This is a genomic window from Ammoniphilus resinae (assembly GCF_017873965.1).
Classification (GTDB): Bacteria; Bacillota; Bacilli; order Aneurinibacillales; family RAOX-1; genus Ammoniphilus_A; species Ammoniphilus_A resinae.
In genome coordinates, this window is the sequence record NZ_JAGGKT010000010.1 from 72,934 (window position 1) to 89,427 (window position 16,494).

Annotated in this window: 15 protein-coding genes and 1 pseudogene; 12 read left to right on the forward strand and 4 right to left on the reverse strand. The window is 39.7% G+C overall.

All coding sequences use genetic code 11. The features are described from left to right. Positions 1 to 12 precede the first annotated feature (12 nt). The 6 genes from J2Z37_RS15900 to J2Z37_RS15925 are packed head-to-tail and all read left to right on the forward strand — an operon-like array spanning position 13 to position 5,526. Positions 13 to 480: a TRAP transporter small permease gene (locus J2Z37_RS15900; RefSeq protein ID WP_245203869.1), complete on the forward strand. Its 468-nt coding sequence runs from the start codon at positions 13 to 15 to the stop codon at positions 478 to 480. A 14-nt stretch (positions 481 to 494) separates the two neighbouring features. Further along, positions 495 to 1,766 carry a TRAP transporter large permease gene (locus J2Z37_RS15905; RefSeq protein WP_209811272.1) on the forward strand — a complete coding sequence of 424 codons (1,272 nt, stop codon included), beginning with the start codon at positions 495 to 497 and terminating at the stop codon, positions 1,764 to 1,766. Positions 1,767 to 1,813: 47 nt separating this feature from the next. Continuing rightward, positions 1,814 to 2,512, forward strand: a complete 699-nt coding sequence (locus tag J2Z37_RS15910) for a FadR/GntR family transcriptional regulator (protein ID WP_209811273.1) — start codon at positions 1,814 to 1,816, stop codon at positions 2,510 to 2,512. A gap of 18 nt (positions 2,513 to 2,530) precedes the next feature. Further along, positions 2,531 to 3,775, forward strand: coding sequence for an aconitase X catalytic domain-containing protein (locus tag J2Z37_RS15915; RefSeq protein ID WP_209811274.1), 1,245 nt, complete (start codon positions 2,531 to 2,533; stop codon positions 3,773 to 3,775). After that, positions 3,763 to 4,197 carry an aconitase X swivel domain-containing protein gene (locus J2Z37_RS15920; RefSeq protein WP_209811275.1) on the forward strand — a complete coding sequence of 145 codons (435 nt, stop codon included), beginning with the start codon at positions 3,763 to 3,765 and terminating at the stop codon, positions 4,195 to 4,197. Before J2Z37_RS15915 ends, J2Z37_RS15920 begins: the two co-directional genes overlap by 13 nt. A gap of 21 nt (positions 4,198 to 4,218) precedes the next feature. Further along, positions 4,219 to 5,526 carry an FAD-dependent oxidoreductase gene (locus J2Z37_RS15925; RefSeq protein WP_209811276.1) on the forward strand — a complete coding sequence of 436 codons (1,308 nt, stop codon included), beginning with the start codon at positions 4,219 to 4,221 and terminating at the stop codon, positions 5,524 to 5,526. A 166-nt stretch (positions 5,527 to 5,692) separates the two neighbouring features. On the opposite strand, the gene J2Z37_RS15930 is transcribed toward J2Z37_RS15925, so the two are convergent. Next, positions 5,693 to 5,851 carry a YvrJ family protein gene (locus J2Z37_RS15930; RefSeq protein ID WP_245203856.1) on the reverse strand — a complete coding sequence of 53 codons (159 nt, stop codon included), beginning with the start codon at positions 5,849 to 5,851 and terminating at the stop codon, positions 5,693 to 5,695. Positions 5,852 to 6,617: 766 nt separating this feature from the next. Here J2Z37_RS15930 and J2Z37_RS25580 point away from each other — a divergent pair. Continuing rightward, a complete protein-coding gene (locus J2Z37_RS25580) occupies positions 6,618 to 6,725 on the forward strand; it encodes a putative holin-like toxin (RefSeq protein ID WP_245203857.1) in 108 nt (35 codons plus the stop codon). 503 nt (positions 6,726 to 7,228) lie between these two features. On the opposite strand, the gene gloA is transcribed toward J2Z37_RS25580, so the two are convergent. The 3 genes from gloA to gloB all read right to left on the reverse strand — a co-directional run bounded on the left by gloA (position 7,229) and on the right by gloB (position 9,376). Further along, complete coding sequence (gene gloA, locus J2Z37_RS15935) at positions 7,229 to 7,609, reverse strand: lactoylglutathione lyase (protein WP_209811278.1); 381 nt, start codon at positions 7,607 to 7,609, stop codon at positions 7,229 to 7,231. A gap of 139 nt (positions 7,610 to 7,748) precedes the next feature. Next, complete coding sequence (gene yghU, locus J2Z37_RS15940; RefSeq protein ID WP_209811279.1) at positions 7,749 to 8,537, reverse strand: glutathione-dependent disulfide-bond oxidoreductase; 789 nt, start codon at positions 8,535 to 8,537, stop codon at positions 7,749 to 7,751. Between the two features lie 137 nt (positions 8,538 to 8,674). Beyond that, positions 8,675 to 9,376: a hydroxyacylglutathione hydrolase gene (gene gloB / locus J2Z37_RS15945; RefSeq protein ID WP_209811280.1), complete on the reverse strand. Its 702-nt coding sequence runs from the start codon at positions 9,374 to 9,376 to the stop codon at positions 8,675 to 8,677. 456 nt (positions 9,377 to 9,832) lie between these two features. Here gloB and J2Z37_RS15950 point away from each other — a divergent pair, with 456 nt between their 5' ends. The 5 genes and pseudogenes from J2Z37_RS15950 to J2Z37_RS15965 all read left to right on the forward strand — a co-directional run bounded on the left by J2Z37_RS15950 (position 9,833) and on the right by J2Z37_RS15965 (position 16,462). Next, positions 9,833 to 11,599, forward strand: coding sequence for an ABC transporter transmembrane domain-containing protein (locus tag J2Z37_RS15950; protein WP_209811281.1), 1,767 nt, complete (start codon positions 9,833 to 9,835; stop codon positions 11,597 to 11,599). Then, entirely contained in the window at positions 11,583 to 13,358 is a 1,776-nt protein-coding gene (locus tag J2Z37_RS15955; protein ID WP_209811282.1) for an ABC transporter ATP-binding protein, read from the forward strand. Before J2Z37_RS15950 ends, J2Z37_RS15955 begins: the two co-directional genes overlap by 17 nt. Positions 13,359 to 13,460: 102 nt before the next feature. Then, positions 13,461 to 13,601: pseudogene (locus tag J2Z37_RS25585) on the forward strand (S-formylglutathione hydrolase); the annotation flags it as partial. A 92-nt stretch (positions 13,602 to 13,693) separates the two neighbouring features. Continuing rightward, a complete protein-coding gene (gene gshAB / locus J2Z37_RS15960) occupies positions 13,694 to 15,958 on the forward strand; it encodes a bifunctional glutamate--cysteine ligase GshA/glutathione synthetase GshB (protein ID WP_209811283.1) in 2,265 nt (754 codons plus the stop codon). Between the two features lie 153 nt (positions 15,959 to 16,111). Further along, positions 16,112 to 16,462: a DUF6568 family protein gene (locus tag J2Z37_RS15965; RefSeq protein WP_209811284.1), complete on the forward strand. Its 351-nt coding sequence runs from the start codon at positions 16,112 to 16,114 to the stop codon at positions 16,460 to 16,462. The last annotated feature ends 32 nt before the right edge of the window (positions 16,463 to 16,494 follow it).

Sequence of the window (16,494 nt, forward strand, 5' to 3'; positions counted from 1 at the left end):
CAATTGAAAGTAATGCTGCCAAGGATGAAGTCATGGATTGATCTTTGTACGGAAATTGTTTCTGGCATCGGGTTGATTGTGATGTTCTTGTTGCTGTTAATTCAGGTCATTTTACGTTATTTTGACAATCCGCTTTTTTGGGTGGAGGAAGTTGCTTTATTGCTGCAAATTTGGGTGGTTTTTCTAGGTGTATCCATCGTATTGAGAAAAGGCGGCCACCCTTCTCTCATATTATTGCAAAGAGCTTTGTCTTCCACATCATTTAAGTTGCCACTAGAGTTTGTGATCTATGGCTTGATGGGTATTCTTGGGGGGGCGATGTTTTATTATGGAATTCAACTGGCCGAGGAAACGTGGTCCGTAAAAAGTCCAGCATTGGGAATTTCCCGGGGGGTATTTATTTTGCCTGTATCGTTAGGTGGTGCTTTAATTGTGATTGAAGTTTTCTATCAATTTTTCAAATTTCTTAATAAGGATTAATGGAGGATAATCATATGATTCTTACGGTAGGACTCGCGCTGGCAATATTTATCATCATTGGTGTTCCAATATCGTTCAGTATGGGATTGGCAGGCCTTCTCTATCTATGGTTATTACCTGATATTCCTACGATGGTTATTGTTCAACGTTTTGTAAAAGGTGCCGATTCATTCCCACTTATGGCTATACCAATGTTTGTTTTAGCGGGTTCTCTACTAAATGTTGGTGGGGTTACAAGAAAACTGATTAAATTAGCTTCATCACTAGTTGGGCACATACGAGGTGGATTGGCTCAAATGAATGTAATCTCAAGCATGTTTTTTGCAGGAATATCAGGTTCTTCTAATGCTGATGTAGCTGGGCCGGGACGGGTTCTTATCGACGGAATGATAGAGGAAGGGTATGAAAAAGAATTTAGCGCTGCAATCACTGCGTCATCTTCCGTGATGGGACCAATTATTCCTCCAAGCACTTTGTTTATAATTTTTGGTAGCATTTCTATGGTGCCTGTAGGAGATCTTTTTCTTGGCGGTGCAATCCCTGGAATCTTAATGGGAATCTTGATGATGGCGATATCCTATTATTTAGCCCGAAAAAGAAATTATCCATGGCATAGCTCCTTTAGTTGGAAAACGATGTGGGTCAACGTTTACCAAAGCTGGCCGACACTCTTTACGCCGGTGATCATTCTAGGTGGTATTTTAGGTGGTATTTTTACTCCAACCGAGGCAGGAGTTGTAGCTTCAGCATACGCGTTTATTTTGTCAGCATTTGTTTACAAAGAGTTAAAGCTAAAAGACATATGGATTGTTGTTTCAGATACGGTTCAAGCTACCGCGATGATCATGTTTCTGGTAGCTACTGGATTAGGGTTAAGCTGGGTATTAAGTAGGGAGCAGGTTCCCAAGTTATTAGTAGATTCCATTACTTCCTTATCTGGAAACACAACAATCATCTTATTATTAGTGGCATTTGTTTTGTTGGTGTTGGGAATGTTTTTTTCTGTTACTTCCAACTTAATCATGATGGTTCCGTTATTAATGCCTTTAGTTAATATACTACATATTGATCCCGTTCATTTCGGTGTGATAACAGTTCTAGCATTGGCGATCGGGGAGGTTACTCCACCGGTAGGTGCCCCGATGTTTCTTGCCTGTAAGTTTGCCAAAGTATCAATAGGTGATTTTGCACGGGCAAATATGCCGTTCTATATCGTGCTAATTTTAACTCTCCTTTTGGTCGTGCTGTTTCCGCCACTTTCTTTATGGTTACCATCGATATCGTAATAAGTTGAAAATATTGTACCAATTAACAAAGGGATGTGTAGACAGCTTTGGATTTAAATTTAAGTAAAACCCATAAAATTATCAAAATGATTCAGGAGCTTATAAAAGAACGAAAATTAACTACTGGGGAGAGGCTCCCTTCTGAAAGGGTTTTAGCCGAACTCTTTCAAGTAAACCGTTCATCAATTAGGGAAGCTATTCAAATTTTAACAACTTTACGTATGGTAGAAACTAAGGTTGGGTCTGGAGTCTATATAAAAGACCCTAATGTTGAAGCTAGCATTGAATGGCTTTATTTACAGAATAGCTTGGGAATTGGTATGAATCTTCAAGAAATTAAAGATGCCCTTGAAATTCGGCATGTATTAGAAATGTATGCCATCCGAAAAATTTGCCTTCGCCAGGACGACTTCGGATTACGAAAGTTTAAGAAAATATTAAACGAACAAAAAGCCCCCAATATAGACGCAAAAACAGCGAATGAAATTGATAGGAAATTCCATTTAGCCTTGGCAGAAGCCTCTGGTAACCAATTGCTTGTCCGTCTTTTAAATACTTTATATGACCTTTCAATGGACAGAAGAAACAAATATTTCGAAGATGCCAATCGTGTTAAGATATCATTTTCTCACCATGAAGCGATCTATAATGCGTTAAATGCTCGAGATTTAACAAGGGCAGAATCTCTCGTGGCACTTCATGTGAAAGAAGCTCAAGTTGTATATGGAGTGGAAAATAATTTTTAATAAAGGAGGGAAAGCGTAATGATATTAACAGATGAACAAAATAATATATTACACGGAAGTCAAGGGCCACTGCTTCAAAAATACATGCAATGGATGGTTCGATGGGGAACTGCAATGAATGCAGAAAGACTAGTTCCCGTACACAATGTTCATGTATCGGGTGTATCAGCACCTGGTCATATGGTGATCGGCATGCCTGATGGTGTGATGAAGGGAATGAAAGAACAAATTTGGGATACGACTAGCTTCAAGGTGAAAGCACCCACGTATACACATGTTGCAAGGATTACGCTCGATTATGCAGATGAACGAGGATTGGAACCAGATCAACAACAGTTCCAACATGAAATTATAGAACGTGCACGTAAAGCGGGTATTGTTCTAACCTGGTCATGTGCCCCCTATTTAGTTGGTGTTCTTCCAGGAAAAGGCCAGATTTGCGCCTGGACCGAATCTTCCGCAGTAATCTATGCAAATTCCATTTTGGGAGCTCGGACAACCCGTAACGGCCAAGAGTCCGCAACAGCTGCAGCTGCCCTTGGTGTCGTACCTGAATTTGGAGTGTTACTAGATAAAAATCGTGTTGGTGAAATCCTTATTTCGGTTGAAACAGACATAAATAATTCACTGGATTTCGGTCTGGCAGGATATTTTGCTGGTGAATTAGCAGGACTGAAAATTCCCGTATTTGAAGGGTTGCCATCTATTCCTGTTGAGGCAGGCAAACAAATTTCTGCCGCTTTGGCCACCTCCGGAGGAGTCACGATGTTTCATGCTATAGGGGTTACTCCCGAGGCTTCTTCCTTTGACCAGGCTTTTCAAGGGGGTACCCCTAAAGGTAAGTATGTGTTTGATGGTCAAGCTAAAAAAGAGGTATTAAATAAGTTGAATACTATTAAGGACGGGATGATTGACCACGTAATGATAGGGTGCCCACATGCCTCATTAGATGAAATTAGAACGGTTGCAGATTTATTGGATGGAAGGAAGGTGGATAACAACATCAGGTTGGAGGTATGGACACCGAGAGCCATCCGAAGAACAGCAGAGGATTTGGGTTATCTTCAGGTAATTGAAGAAGCTGGTGGAAAAGTTTTATCTGATTCTTGTCCAGCAATTAGTCGAGTTAGCCAAGGAAAAGCGATGGCAACCCATTCTTGTAAACAGGCACATTATTCCCAACAATTATTGGGTAATAAAGTTGCATTGGGTACGATTGAGCAATGCGTCAATTCTGCAATTGAAGGAAGGTGGTTATCATAGAAACCGTAATTCGAATTAAAGGGAAAGGGTTTGCATCTGGAATCGCTGAGGGGGAAGCTGTTGTAGCAGATACAAGAATTTCGTTTTGGGGTGGATTTGATCCTAAAACAGGGGTGATCGTTCAAGATGGGCCTTTAAAGGGGGAAAATATTTCAGGAAAAATCATGGTATTTACTTCCACTAAAGGATCATCAGGGACATCGGGAATGATTTCACTGGCACAGCGCGGGAATAATCACCCGCTAGCTTTTGTGAATCAAGAAGTTGATTGTATGGCGGTATTGGCGTGCATCGTATGTAATATTCCAATGGTTGGTGAACTCGAAGTAAATCCTCTTGAATATATTCAAACAGGGGATTATGTTCGTGTTGATGGGGATAACGGAGTGCTTGAAGTTTACAAGGCCAATATTCATGCCTAAGCGATAATTGGAGGAATTTCAATGTTAGAATGGACAACTGATGTTGCTGTTCTTGGAGGAGGACCCGCTGGGATAGCAGCTGCAATAAGTGCTAAACAAGAAGGTGCCGATGTTATATTAATAGAAAAGTACGGATTCTTAGGAGGTATGGCAACGGCTGGGATGCTTGGCTCTATCTGTGGATTTTACGGAAAAAATGATAAAGGTAAATTTTCCGTGGTAGGAGGTATTGGCTCAAAACTTCTAGACCGTTTATCTTCTCTAAACGGTCTAGGACAAGATATTCATATACTAGGAAAAACATATGTCATACCTTATGATATTCAAGCTTTCAAATTTGTTTGCGATGATTGGGTTGAAGAAACTGGAATTCAACTGATCTTGCATGCATGGGCAGTAGATGTTGATTCACAAAATGGTGAAGTTCGCGAAGTCCACGTTCAGACCAAAGAGGGTTTAGGAATATTAAGAGCTAAAGTATTCATCGATGCAACCGGGGACGGGGATATTGCTGCTGCTGCAGGTGCCGAATATACACTAGATCCTCATCAATTGCAATTGCCATCTACTCTGTTTACTGTAGCGAACGTCAACCAAGAAAAAGCCGAAAAAGTTGATTCCGCTCAATGGGCCTCCCTTGTTCAATTAGCTAAATCAAAGGGGTACCGTTTACCACGAGTTAGCGGTACTGTTAGAAATCTTCCTTACAAAGGATTGTTTCGACTCAATGTGACAATGATTAGCAACGCGTTGGGGGTATTGAATGGTGTTAATCATCAAGATTTAACATTTGCTGAAATAGAAGGACGAAAACAGGTGCGTGAATATTTCAAATTCATGAAAGAATATGTACCTGGTTTTGAAGATAGCTTTATTGCTGAAGTTGCACCGCAGGTTGGAATAAGAGAAACGAGGAAGATCCTTGGTGAGTATGTATTAACAGAGGAAGATATTTTTCGAAATATTCAACCTCATGATGTGATTGCTTTAAATGCTTGGCCATTGGAGCAGCATACAGGCGAACCTGTTACAAAATGGGAATTCATCCCTGGTTCAGGACACCATGGCATTCCGTTTCGTTGTTTGCAACCGGTCAATATAAATAACGTAATGGTAGTTGGACGGTGCATATCGGCTACACATCAGGCTCAAAGTTCGGTTCGCGTTATGGGACCGGCCATGGCAATGGGAGAAGCAGGTGGGGTAGCAGCAGCGTTGATGGTAAAGAAACATCTTAACAATAGTCGTGATATTGAACTAACTGATCTACAAGAAACATTAGTACACCGTGGAGCAATTTTAAGCCTAGACAAAACTGATTGGCAATAAGGAATTTTGTAAAATTCACTAGTGCGAACACGTGAAAGCTACCGCTTTCCCTTTGACAAGTCTGACCCCTGTCGAAATTAGTCGGGAGTTAAAATGTAAATAACACGCAAAAATCCCTGATTCCATAAGTGAATCAGGGACTTCTTTCTTTCCAGGCTTCCGCCAGCTAAGCTTCCTTATGCCAACTATGAATCGCCTTTGTCATCTCGGTGATCGAGGTGGTCAGGGCCTCCATTTTGCTTTCCACTCGGGTGAGCAGGTACCAGGAAACAAAGATGGGGAAACCCAGGTTACCGATAAGGGGTATCGGATCGAAGGTGTCCATGGGTTTCCCTCCTTTCATGAGGTTAAGTAAAGGGGCCAGACGAGGTCAGGCCCCTTGGTTATGTTCATTACATACTTTCTACATCAAAGTCTGAAACGGTCCGTTGCGTGATGCCGGCATCTTTGACGGCTGTGATATCAAACAATCCGCCGATGGCAACGATGGCATCCATTTGGGTCCGGGCTTCGGATCGCAGACGGTGAAGCGCTTTTGCGCCTCACCTCTGAAAAGGGGTCAGACACCTTCTCTGAGCTAAAGCGTTAGCTTTGCGAAAAATAATGCACACCTACAAGGATGCCATTCGTAGGGCTTTCATGGCATGTATCTTATATCCGAATCGATCGTCCTCAGGGGTGAGGTCTTTCCCGGAAAGCCAGCCGACCCCGTGCATGGGTGGGGGCGATCCTGCTTGTGCCGAATCAGGATATGAACGAGCTTATTTCATTTTTAAAAGGGTATTATTTTACTGAAGATGGCGTTGGAGGATAATCAATAAAGGCCTATAGTTGGTAAAGGAAAACGAACCATTTGGATCTACCGGTGTGCCTTAACTATATTTTGTATCGGTATTAATCACAGGATTGCTCAACCGTATTATTATCCAAACCAACCATTTATTTGGTGTGAATAAATAGAATTAAACTAGAACAAACATTCCCTACAATAGGGGCTTATGGTATAATTTTCTTGTACAATCGAATAGGCTCCTCAAGGGGCGGTCGGCTCACTCCTGTTTACTCATTAGGTGAGGAAGGGGGTGAGTGAAATGATGACAGTATACAAAGCATTGAATCTAGTAATTGGATTTGGTCATCTGGTAGTAACGATTATTTTAATTGTAGTTACTATCCTGTCGTCAAATAAAAACAAGTAAGGCCTCCCTTGAGATTAGCACCCAGGAGGCCTTACTACCTTAATAATGAGCCGACTTCCCTAGTGGGAATTCGATTCGTACAATGTAGTCACAGATGTTCGCAGCATCTGTGGCTCTTTCTTATTGTATCCATTTTATCACAGAATTGATTCTTTTTAAACTTTCTATTCTTATTTTACCCATTGTCTGTTTTTTGCCGGGTTTAACCACAGAGCATGAATCTACGTGATGTTCCATTGTTTACTTCTAGTCGTCATCACCATCACACGGAGAGGGTACATTATTTTCTTGTAATCGCTGACGCTGAAGCACTTCCGCGCTTCACCTCTGAATAGGGGTCAGACCCCATCTCTGAGTTGAAGCGTTAGCTTTGCGAAGTTGGACACTCGCCTAACGAGAAATGACACGACATTAAAATAAAAGCCTAACCCTCGTTTCTCTATTTTGTAATTAGAGTGTCGAGGGTTAAATCTTTTTACAATCATTTTTGTATTTAGAACGTTTTATTTCTTACGCTTTACTTCGATTCTATAGCCGTCAGGGTCAGTAACAAAGAAGTAAGAAGGTGTTCCACCTGAAAGTCCTCTCAATTCACCTGTTTCATAAGAAGAAGCTTTACAAATTTTATGCATTTCTTCTAAATCATTTACTGTTACGCCCAAATGACTGAAACCATTTCCTATAATATATGGATCTGCATCATAATTGTAAGTAAGTTCTATTTGTACTGAAGAACCTGGTGAATTTAGATAGATTAAATCAAATTTATCTTCAGGGAATTCTCTGCGACTGGCTACTTCAAAATCAAAAAGCTCAGTATAAAAATCTAAAGTAGCATCAATGTCTCTAACACGTAAACAAATTTCAACGAGCACTTGGTCCATTATATCATCCTCCGTAATTTTATTGATTTTATTTTATCATAGATACTATATAAGTACATTTAATTCGATGAATAAAGTTAATTGTTATTTAAAATGGTTATTTAAAGGAGAAAAACATCAATACATTGTTTTTTTGAAACTACTCCCCAAGCGGCTGATACTCTGCTGCAAGACCTTTTTGAACGCCTGGTCGTTTCGCAATGCGATGAGCCCATTCCAAGAGATAAGTATATTCATCCATGTTTAAAAATTCATAAGAGCCTTCATACAATTTTCCTAAAGCTAAACGTCCGTACCAAGACCATATCGTAATATCTGCAATAGTATAGGTATCACCAGCGATATAAGAATGCTGAGCTAATATTTTATCCAGTAAGTCTAATTGACGTTTCGTTTCCATAGTAAAACGATCAATTGGGTATTTCATAGGCTCTGGCGCATAAGCAAAAAAGTGACCAAACCCTCCACCAACATAAGGACCTGACCCAATTTGCCAGAATAGCCAATTCAGGGTTTTTGTCCGTCCATGAATATCTGTCGGGATCAGTTTTTTAAATTTCTCAGCCAAGTAAAGTAGAATCGATCCTGATTCAAAAATTTCCACACGTGGACTTTGACTTTGATCGACTAGGGCTGGGATCTTAGAATTAGGATTGATCTTGACAAAATCTGAACCAAATTGATCGCCGGCTCCAATATTGATTTTATACAAATTATAGTCTGCACCATCGACACCCAACTCTTTTAGTTCTTCCAGCATAATCGTCACTTTAATACCGTTCGGCGTTCCCAGTGAATAGAGTTGGAACGGTGCCTCTCCGACTGGTAGTTTTTGTTCGAAACGTTCACCGGCTGTCGGACGATTACCGCCTCTATTCGAATTCTCTTCTTCCCACTGCCACACGTTTGGTAATTCATATTTTGTCATCTCAACACTCCTCCCAATAGCTATTTAATAACTCCGGACTCCATCATACTAACAGTATAAAAGTATTCCTGATATTTAGTTTATCATCTATCTATATTTATCATTCGGCAAAAAGCAGCCCAGTAACTCGAATCCCCCTAGAAGTCATCACGGGCGTTGCGCAATTCGATAAAGTACTCCAATGTTTCCACTTGCAGAAAGAGGTTAATTTCCTTCTCTCTGCCGATCGTTGTCGGGAGTGTTGGATGTCCTTTTGCACGCATTTCCCGGACTTCTTCCAATGCTTTGGAAATTTTTTCATTATCTGTCTGCATGTCGTATGCAAAACGTAAATTAATTTCGGTATACTCGTGACCGGGATAAACATTTATATCATCATCCAAGCGCTTAAATTTCTGCAAGGTTTCATATTGAGCTTCGTAATCGCCGGTAAAAACCCGACCGCATCCTGCTGAAAACAAGGAATCCCCGCAAAAGAGATGATCTCCCATTAAAAAACTGATATGGCCATGCGTATGACCTCCCGTTTCGTAGACTTGAAAAGTTTGGCCCAACAAGTTAAAGGAATCCCCTTCCTCTACAACACGATTCGCCAAGCCTTTCGTTTCATTCGGTCCATAAACAGGACTTTCCGGATGTCTCGCTACAATCTCCCGTACCCCGCCGGTATGATCTTCATGCTTATGCGTTAAAAGAATGGCCGCCAAACGAAGCTGCTTTTCTTCGAGGTAATCAAGGACAACTTTCGCTTTTCCCGGATCAACCACAACTGCCTCTGTTTCTTCTTGAATGCACCATATGTAATTATCAGAAAAGGCTTTGATTGGATGAATAATCACCTTACGATTCCTCCTCTTTTCATATATCTTATTCTTTCGCTGACAAGTTTTAGTTTACCTTACTATCATAACATAGAGAATATTATTAATATACATGAAGGGGATAACTCCTCTGACTGAAATTCAATCCAATCCTGTACCGATTATTGGATACATCATTGCGAGTCCGGTTGTTCATGTGCGACGTGCTTTTTAGCCTTGCCTAAACTAGACAATTACTAGATAATGATTGATAGAATTGATATTTCTTTCTATTTGAAAACTGTCTAGTTTTTTTGTAAACTTATATCCGCTTATAGGATTTGATTTTTGAAGTGAATGGGAGGCGGTCACAACCATTCACAGCATTTGGCAGTAAAATTCAAAGAGGACAAGCACTCGCAAAGGAGTGCTTTTTATTTGGTGTAGAGAAGGTGACAGGGTTCATATTCTTATGTTTTTACAGGGGGTGGTTGAATGAAGGTTTTTATGGATTTGAAATGGTTCTTTAAACAGGAAAAAAGACCATATATTCTAGGAATCCTTTTATTAATTGTGGTAGCGATGCTTGAATTGGTTCCGCCCAAAATCATTGGGATTATTGTAGATGCAATGAAAGACGGGACTCTAACAGGAAGCCAGCTTCTGACATGGATGATCGTTTTAACGGTCACAGGCATTTTGATGTATATCATTCGCTATTTTTGGCGGGTCATGATTTTCGGTTCCGCTTATAAGCTTGCTAGACAGCTGCGGGATATGCTGTATTCTCATTTTACGAAAATGTCGCAAACCTTCTATCAAAAGAAAAGAGTAGGCGACTTAATGGCTCACGCGACAAATGATTTACAAGCTATTCAGCAGACCGCAGGAGCCGGCGTATTAACAATGGTCGATTCATTAACGATTGGGATTGCGGTCGTTGTGGTAATGGCAACTACGATAAGCTGGGAATTAACGCTAATTTGCTTAATTCCAATGCCATTCATGGCGATTATGACGAACTGGTATGGTCGTTTGCTTCATAAACGGTTTTACAAGGCGCAAGAAGCCTTTTCGTCTTTGAACGACAAAACACAGGAGAGTATTACAGGAATTAAAGTCATTAAAACATTTGGTCAAGAAAAGGAAGATGTCGAAGAATTTTATCACCAATCAGCCGATGTCGTGAAAAAGAACTTGGCAGTTGCGCGAGTGGATGCCTTATATGATCCAACCATCGCTGGCATTGTAGGGGTCTCTTTTTTCTTATCGATTGCTTTTGGTGCGAAGTTTGTCATAGATGGAATGATTACAATTGGGGAACTCGTTTCGTTTAATGCCTATTTAGGGTTGCTCGTCTGGCCGATGCTGGCATTTGGCTTTTTGTTTAATATTTTGGAAAGAGGGAGAGCTTCTTATGATCGGATACGATCGATTCTGGAAGAGCCAGTTGATATAGTAGATACACCAGATGCGTTCGATCAAGTTCCGACTGGGGATATTGCATTTCATATGGATGATTTTGCTTACCCAGGAGAACAGCAGCCTGTATTAAATCAAATACACTTTAAGTTAAGAAGGGGAGAAACCCTCGGCATTGTCGGAAAAACAGGAGCTGGAAAAACGACTTTGTTAAAACTTCTCATTCGGGAGAGTGAAGGGTTTGATGGAGATATTTTGTTTGGCGAAAGACGTATAGATGAATATAAACTTGAAAGGCTTCGTGAAGCAATTGGTTATGTACCACAGGAGCATTTTCTATTTTCATCTACGGTTGCAGAAAACATTTCATTTGCAAAGCCAGATGCGTCAATTGAGGAAATTCGTCATGCTGCGAGATTAGCGAAGATAGATGAGGATATTCTTCAATTTACGGATGGGTATGATACGATTGTCGGCGAGAGAGGCGTCTCCCTTTCCGGTGGACAAAAGCAAAGGATATCCATTGCTAGAGCGTTATTAATGGAACCAGAAGTCTTAATTCTCGATGACTCTTTATCCGCCGTTGATGCGAAAACGGAAGATGGGATCTTAGCATCATTAAGGGGAACTCGTGCTGGAAAAACAACGATTATTACAGCACATCGCTTAAGTGCGATTCAGCATGCGGATACCATTCTCGTTCTTGATAAAGGAGAGATTGCCCAAATGGGTACACACGATGAACTAATGGAACAGGATGGCTGGTACAAGGAAATGTATCTCCATCAGCAGTTAGAAGCAATTGTAGAGAAAGGGGGATCTCATGGGCAAACCAACTGAATTTACGAAACAGGAGCAGCGTACGATCCTGTTTCGACTGCTTTCCTATACGACCCCTCATTATAAAAAAATTATTTTTGCCTTTATCCTCCTGACGTTGGCTACATTGGCGGAAATTGTCGGACCGTTAATGATTGCACATTTTATTGATGACTATTTAGCGCCGAGATCTCTTTCTCTTCAGCCATTGCTCGTTTTAGGAGGAGGCTACCTTGCTATTCAAGTAGCAAGGTCGTTTATTACGTATTTTCAACAATATAAATTTCAGGAGATTGCCTTAAAAATCATTCAAAAAATCCGTGTGGATGTCTTTACTAAAGTACAGGGACTCGGATTAAGATATTTTGATAGGACTCCAGCTGGAAGTACGGTTTCTAGAGTTACGAATGATACAGAGGCAATAAAGGAACTGTTTGTAACGGTTCTCGCCAGTTTTATCCAAAGTGGATTTTTACTTATCGGTATATTTATCGCGATGTTCATTCTAAATGTTAAATTGGCAGCATTTTGTTTAATCATTATTCCGCTAATTTTATTGATCATAAAACTGTATCGGAAATACAGTTCACGTTATTATGCGGAAATGCGTGAACGATTAGGTGAGCTGAATGCAAAGCTTAATGAATCATTGCAGGGCATGGCCATGATCCAAATGTTCAGACAGCAGAAAAGACTAGAAAGTGAGTTTTCTGCGATCAACGAAAAGCATTTTCTTGCCGGTCGCAGAAATATTAAACTAGACAGCTTGCTTTTAAGGCCTGCAGTCGAGCTCGTGTATTTTGGTTCTTTAATAATGGCACTAAGCTATTTCGGGATTACCTCTTTAAATAGTCCTGTTGAAATCGGTGTGGTATATGCCTTTACAACGTATTTGCATCGTTTCTTTAGGCCAGTGAATGACGTGATGAGGCAGCTATCCTTGTATCAACAAGCCATTATTGCTGCCGGCAGGGTATTCCGACTGCTTGATGAATCGGAAGTGGCACCGGAACAAAAGAATGCGGGTGAAACAAAAATCAAAGAAGGGGAAATTGAGTTTCGTGACGTGAGCTTCTCCTATGATGGGAAAAAGGATGTGCTCAACGAGATTTCCTTCACTGCAAAACCGGGTGAGACTGTAGCGCTAGTCGGTCATACGGGAAGTGGCAAAAGTTCAATCATTAATTTGCTGATGAGATTTTATGAATTTGAGCGAGGGGATATCTTCATCGATGGTATTTCAATTAAGGAATATTCACGTGAAGAGTTACGGGAAAAAATGGGACTCGTCCTTCAAGACCCTTTCCTATTTTATGGTACGGTAATGGATAACATTCGTTTGCATAACGATTCAATGACAAATGAAAAAGTAAAAGAGGCAGCGGAGTTTGTTCGTGCACATCACTTTATCGAAAAGCTAGCGGATGGTTACGAGCATCGGGTCGTTGAGCGTGGCTCTACTTTCTCTAGTGGACAGCGGCAGCTTATTGCATTCGCCAGAACCATTGCTACGGATCCAAAGATCCTTGTTCTCGATGAGGCGACAGCTAATATTGATACGGAAACAGAAGAAGAAATTCAAGCTGCTTTAGCAAAAATGCGTAAGGGGAGAACGACGATTGCGATCGCGCACAGATTATCAACGATTCAAGATGCTGACTTAATTCTCGTCCTCCATCAAGGAAACATTGTCGAAAGAGGATCACACCAGGAACTATTGGCGCAAAAAGGACTCTATTATCAAATGTTCCAGTTGCAAAATGGTCTTGTCGTTTCGTAATGTTTGTCACAAAATATTCACGTGAACAGAAACACTTGCTATATTTTTATGTATTCTTTTGAAATAACAAAACTAATCCTACTGCTGCCAGATGAAACTTATTTATTAAAGAATGCTGGGGAAAATAATCAAGTAGTCAATTATGAGAAAAAGGAAGGTTATGATCATAGCTATTTCTTTATATCTACTTTCTTAGCGGATCATTTCTCTTTCCATATGAAGTACTTAAGATTATTATCATGAGGGGATGTAAAAAATATCCGCATTTTTAACATAACATGGATATTTTTTCCGAATATTTAGTCATATATGGTTAATTGGGAGGAGGCGAAGCTATGGATTTTAAAAAAATGTTAGCGAATGACCGTGTGAAATCATACTTATTAAAAGCCCGTTATGGGATTGAAAAAGAAAGCCATCGAGTGGATTTATCGGGAAATTTAGCTAAAACCGATCATCCTAAGAGCATTACGTTAAAAGATGATCACCCATATATTCAACGAGATTTTTCAGAAACACAAATGGAATTAATCACACCTGTTACGGAGACCGTAGAGGATTTGTTTCATTCCTTGGCAGCGATTCATGATGTTGTTTATCGCTCGATGGATGAGAATGAAATGCTATGGCCATTAAGCATGCCGCCACAGTTACCAGAAAAAGAAGAAGAGATTGTGATTGCGAAATTGGAGAATGTCGAGAATGTTCGATATCGTCAAATTTTATCGCAAACTTATGGCAATCGCAAACAAATGGTTAGCGGAATTCATTTCAACTTTGAATTTGGCGAAGAGTTGGTTCAAGCCTTATTTCGTGCACAATCGGAGTTCAAAGATTATCAGCAGTTTAAAGTGGAAATGTATTTAAAAGTTACAAGAAATTATTTGCACTACCGATGGTTTGTGACTTATTTTTATGGGGCTTCTCCTCAGAGCGAAAAGAACTTTTTTGAAGATGATTCTTTGAATGAACCTGTAAGAAGCATTCGAGGCAGTAAATACGGGTATGCCAATTCGGATGATGTTCAAGTGTCGTATAGCAGTATTCGGAACTATATTTCAGATCTTGCTTCCTTGGTTCAAAGAGGACTTCTATCAGAAGAAAAGGAATTTTATGGACCCATTCGTTTAAGAGGGGGGCATCATGTTTCAGATTTAAAAGATCACGGTATTCAATATATTGAATTGCGCAATATCGATTTAAATCCTTTTGAAAGATATGGAATTAGTGATGAACAAGTAGAATTTCTCCATCTTTTCTTACTTTATTTACTATGGAAAGATGAAGGAGATCATTGTGATGAATGGGTAAAATTGGGGGATTCCTACAATGAGATCGTGGCTCTCGAGCATCCATTAGCGCGCACACAATTTGAAGTAGATGCGAACAAGATGATTGATGAGATGGAGAAGTTAGTAGAAACCTTAGATTTACCTGTTTATGATAGGTTATTTGTTCATCTAAGAGAAATGCTGATGGATCCAAGCAAGACTTTAGCGGGCAGACTTTATAAAGAAAGTGAAAAAAGCAGTCAAAGTCAGGTGGCTACATTAATCTCTAAAGAAAATCATAAAAAATCATGGGAGAAACCATATCAATTAGCAGGATTTACGGATATGGAGTTGTCCACTCAGATTTTAATGTTTGATGCGATTCAACAAGGGATCCAAATAGAAATCTTGGATCGACAAGATCAATTTTTAAAGCTGAAATTAAAGGATCATGTTGAATATGTGAAAAATGGGAACATGACAAGTAAGGATAATTATGTATCGACTTTAATTATGGAAAATAAAACGGTAACAAAGAAAATTCTTCACCAACATGGATTCCGAGTGCCTAAAGGTGAAGAGTTTCAAACAGTTGAGCAGGCTATTCGTTCCTATCATCTATTTTCCAGCAAACCTTTTGTTGTGAAGCCGAAAACAACAAACTATGGAATAGGAATATCCATCTTCAAGGATGGCGCAAAGGAAGAAGATTATCTTAAAGCAATCACTTTAGCCTTTAAAGAAGATCATTCTGTTTTAGTAGAAGAATTTATGAAAGGAACAGAATATCGTTTTTTTGTGTTAAATGATCAAGTTCTTGCTGTTTTATTACGAATTCCTGCGAATGTAAAAGGTGACGGGAAACAAACTATTGAAGAATTAGTCATTAATAAGAATCGTGACCCGCTAAGAGGAAGAGATCATCGGACCCCTCTAGAAACGATACAATTAAGTGAATTAGAGAACCTGATGCTTAAAGGTCAAGGGTATCAAATGGATTCCATTCCAGAAAAGGATGAAATCGTCTATCTGCGTGAAAACTCTAATATTAGTACAGGTGGAGATTCGATTGATGTGACCGATCTCATTCCTGATGATTATAAAAAAATTGCAGTGGATGCGGTAGCCGCCCTAGGCGTTAAAATTTGTGGAATTGATTTAATTATTGAAGATACAGAGGTTCCTGCAGCACATAAAAATGCTTATGGAATTATTGAAGCGAATTTTAATCCATCCATGTATATGCATGTTTATCCTTATAAAGGCAAATCACGACGATTAACAATGCATATTATCCAGTATTTATTCCCTGAACTATTACAAAGTTAGGACTCAAAATTAATCAAACTAGAGGTACCACTAGCAAAAAGCGAATTTACAACGGTAACCTGTTGAAATGAGGGGACGGTTCTCCCGTTCTCCTAATAATTAGGAAAACAAGAGAACCATCCCGCTTTTTACCTAAGAAAGGAGATTGGAACGATGATTGCTGCTTATGAAGAAGATGTAGCTAGTTTTGATAAAATTGATTCCGCAAAAGCACAGGAATTGATAAAAGGAAAAGGCGAAGCGGTTATCTATATTGGCAAGGCTGTTTGTCCTTATTGTCAATTATTCATTAAAAAACTAAAAAAAGTGGCTGCAGAAACGGATACTCACATCTATTATATCAATAGCGTGGAGGAATCTGATATGGAAGGGATTACGGCCTTCCGAAATGAATACGACATTCCAACGGTTCCCGGTTTCATCTATACGAATGGTTACACAGTAAACGTAAAATGCGATTCATCCATGTCAGAAGAAGAAATCAAAACTTTTATCAATAAATAATTCAATACTAAAGACAAGTGTCTGTTATAGAG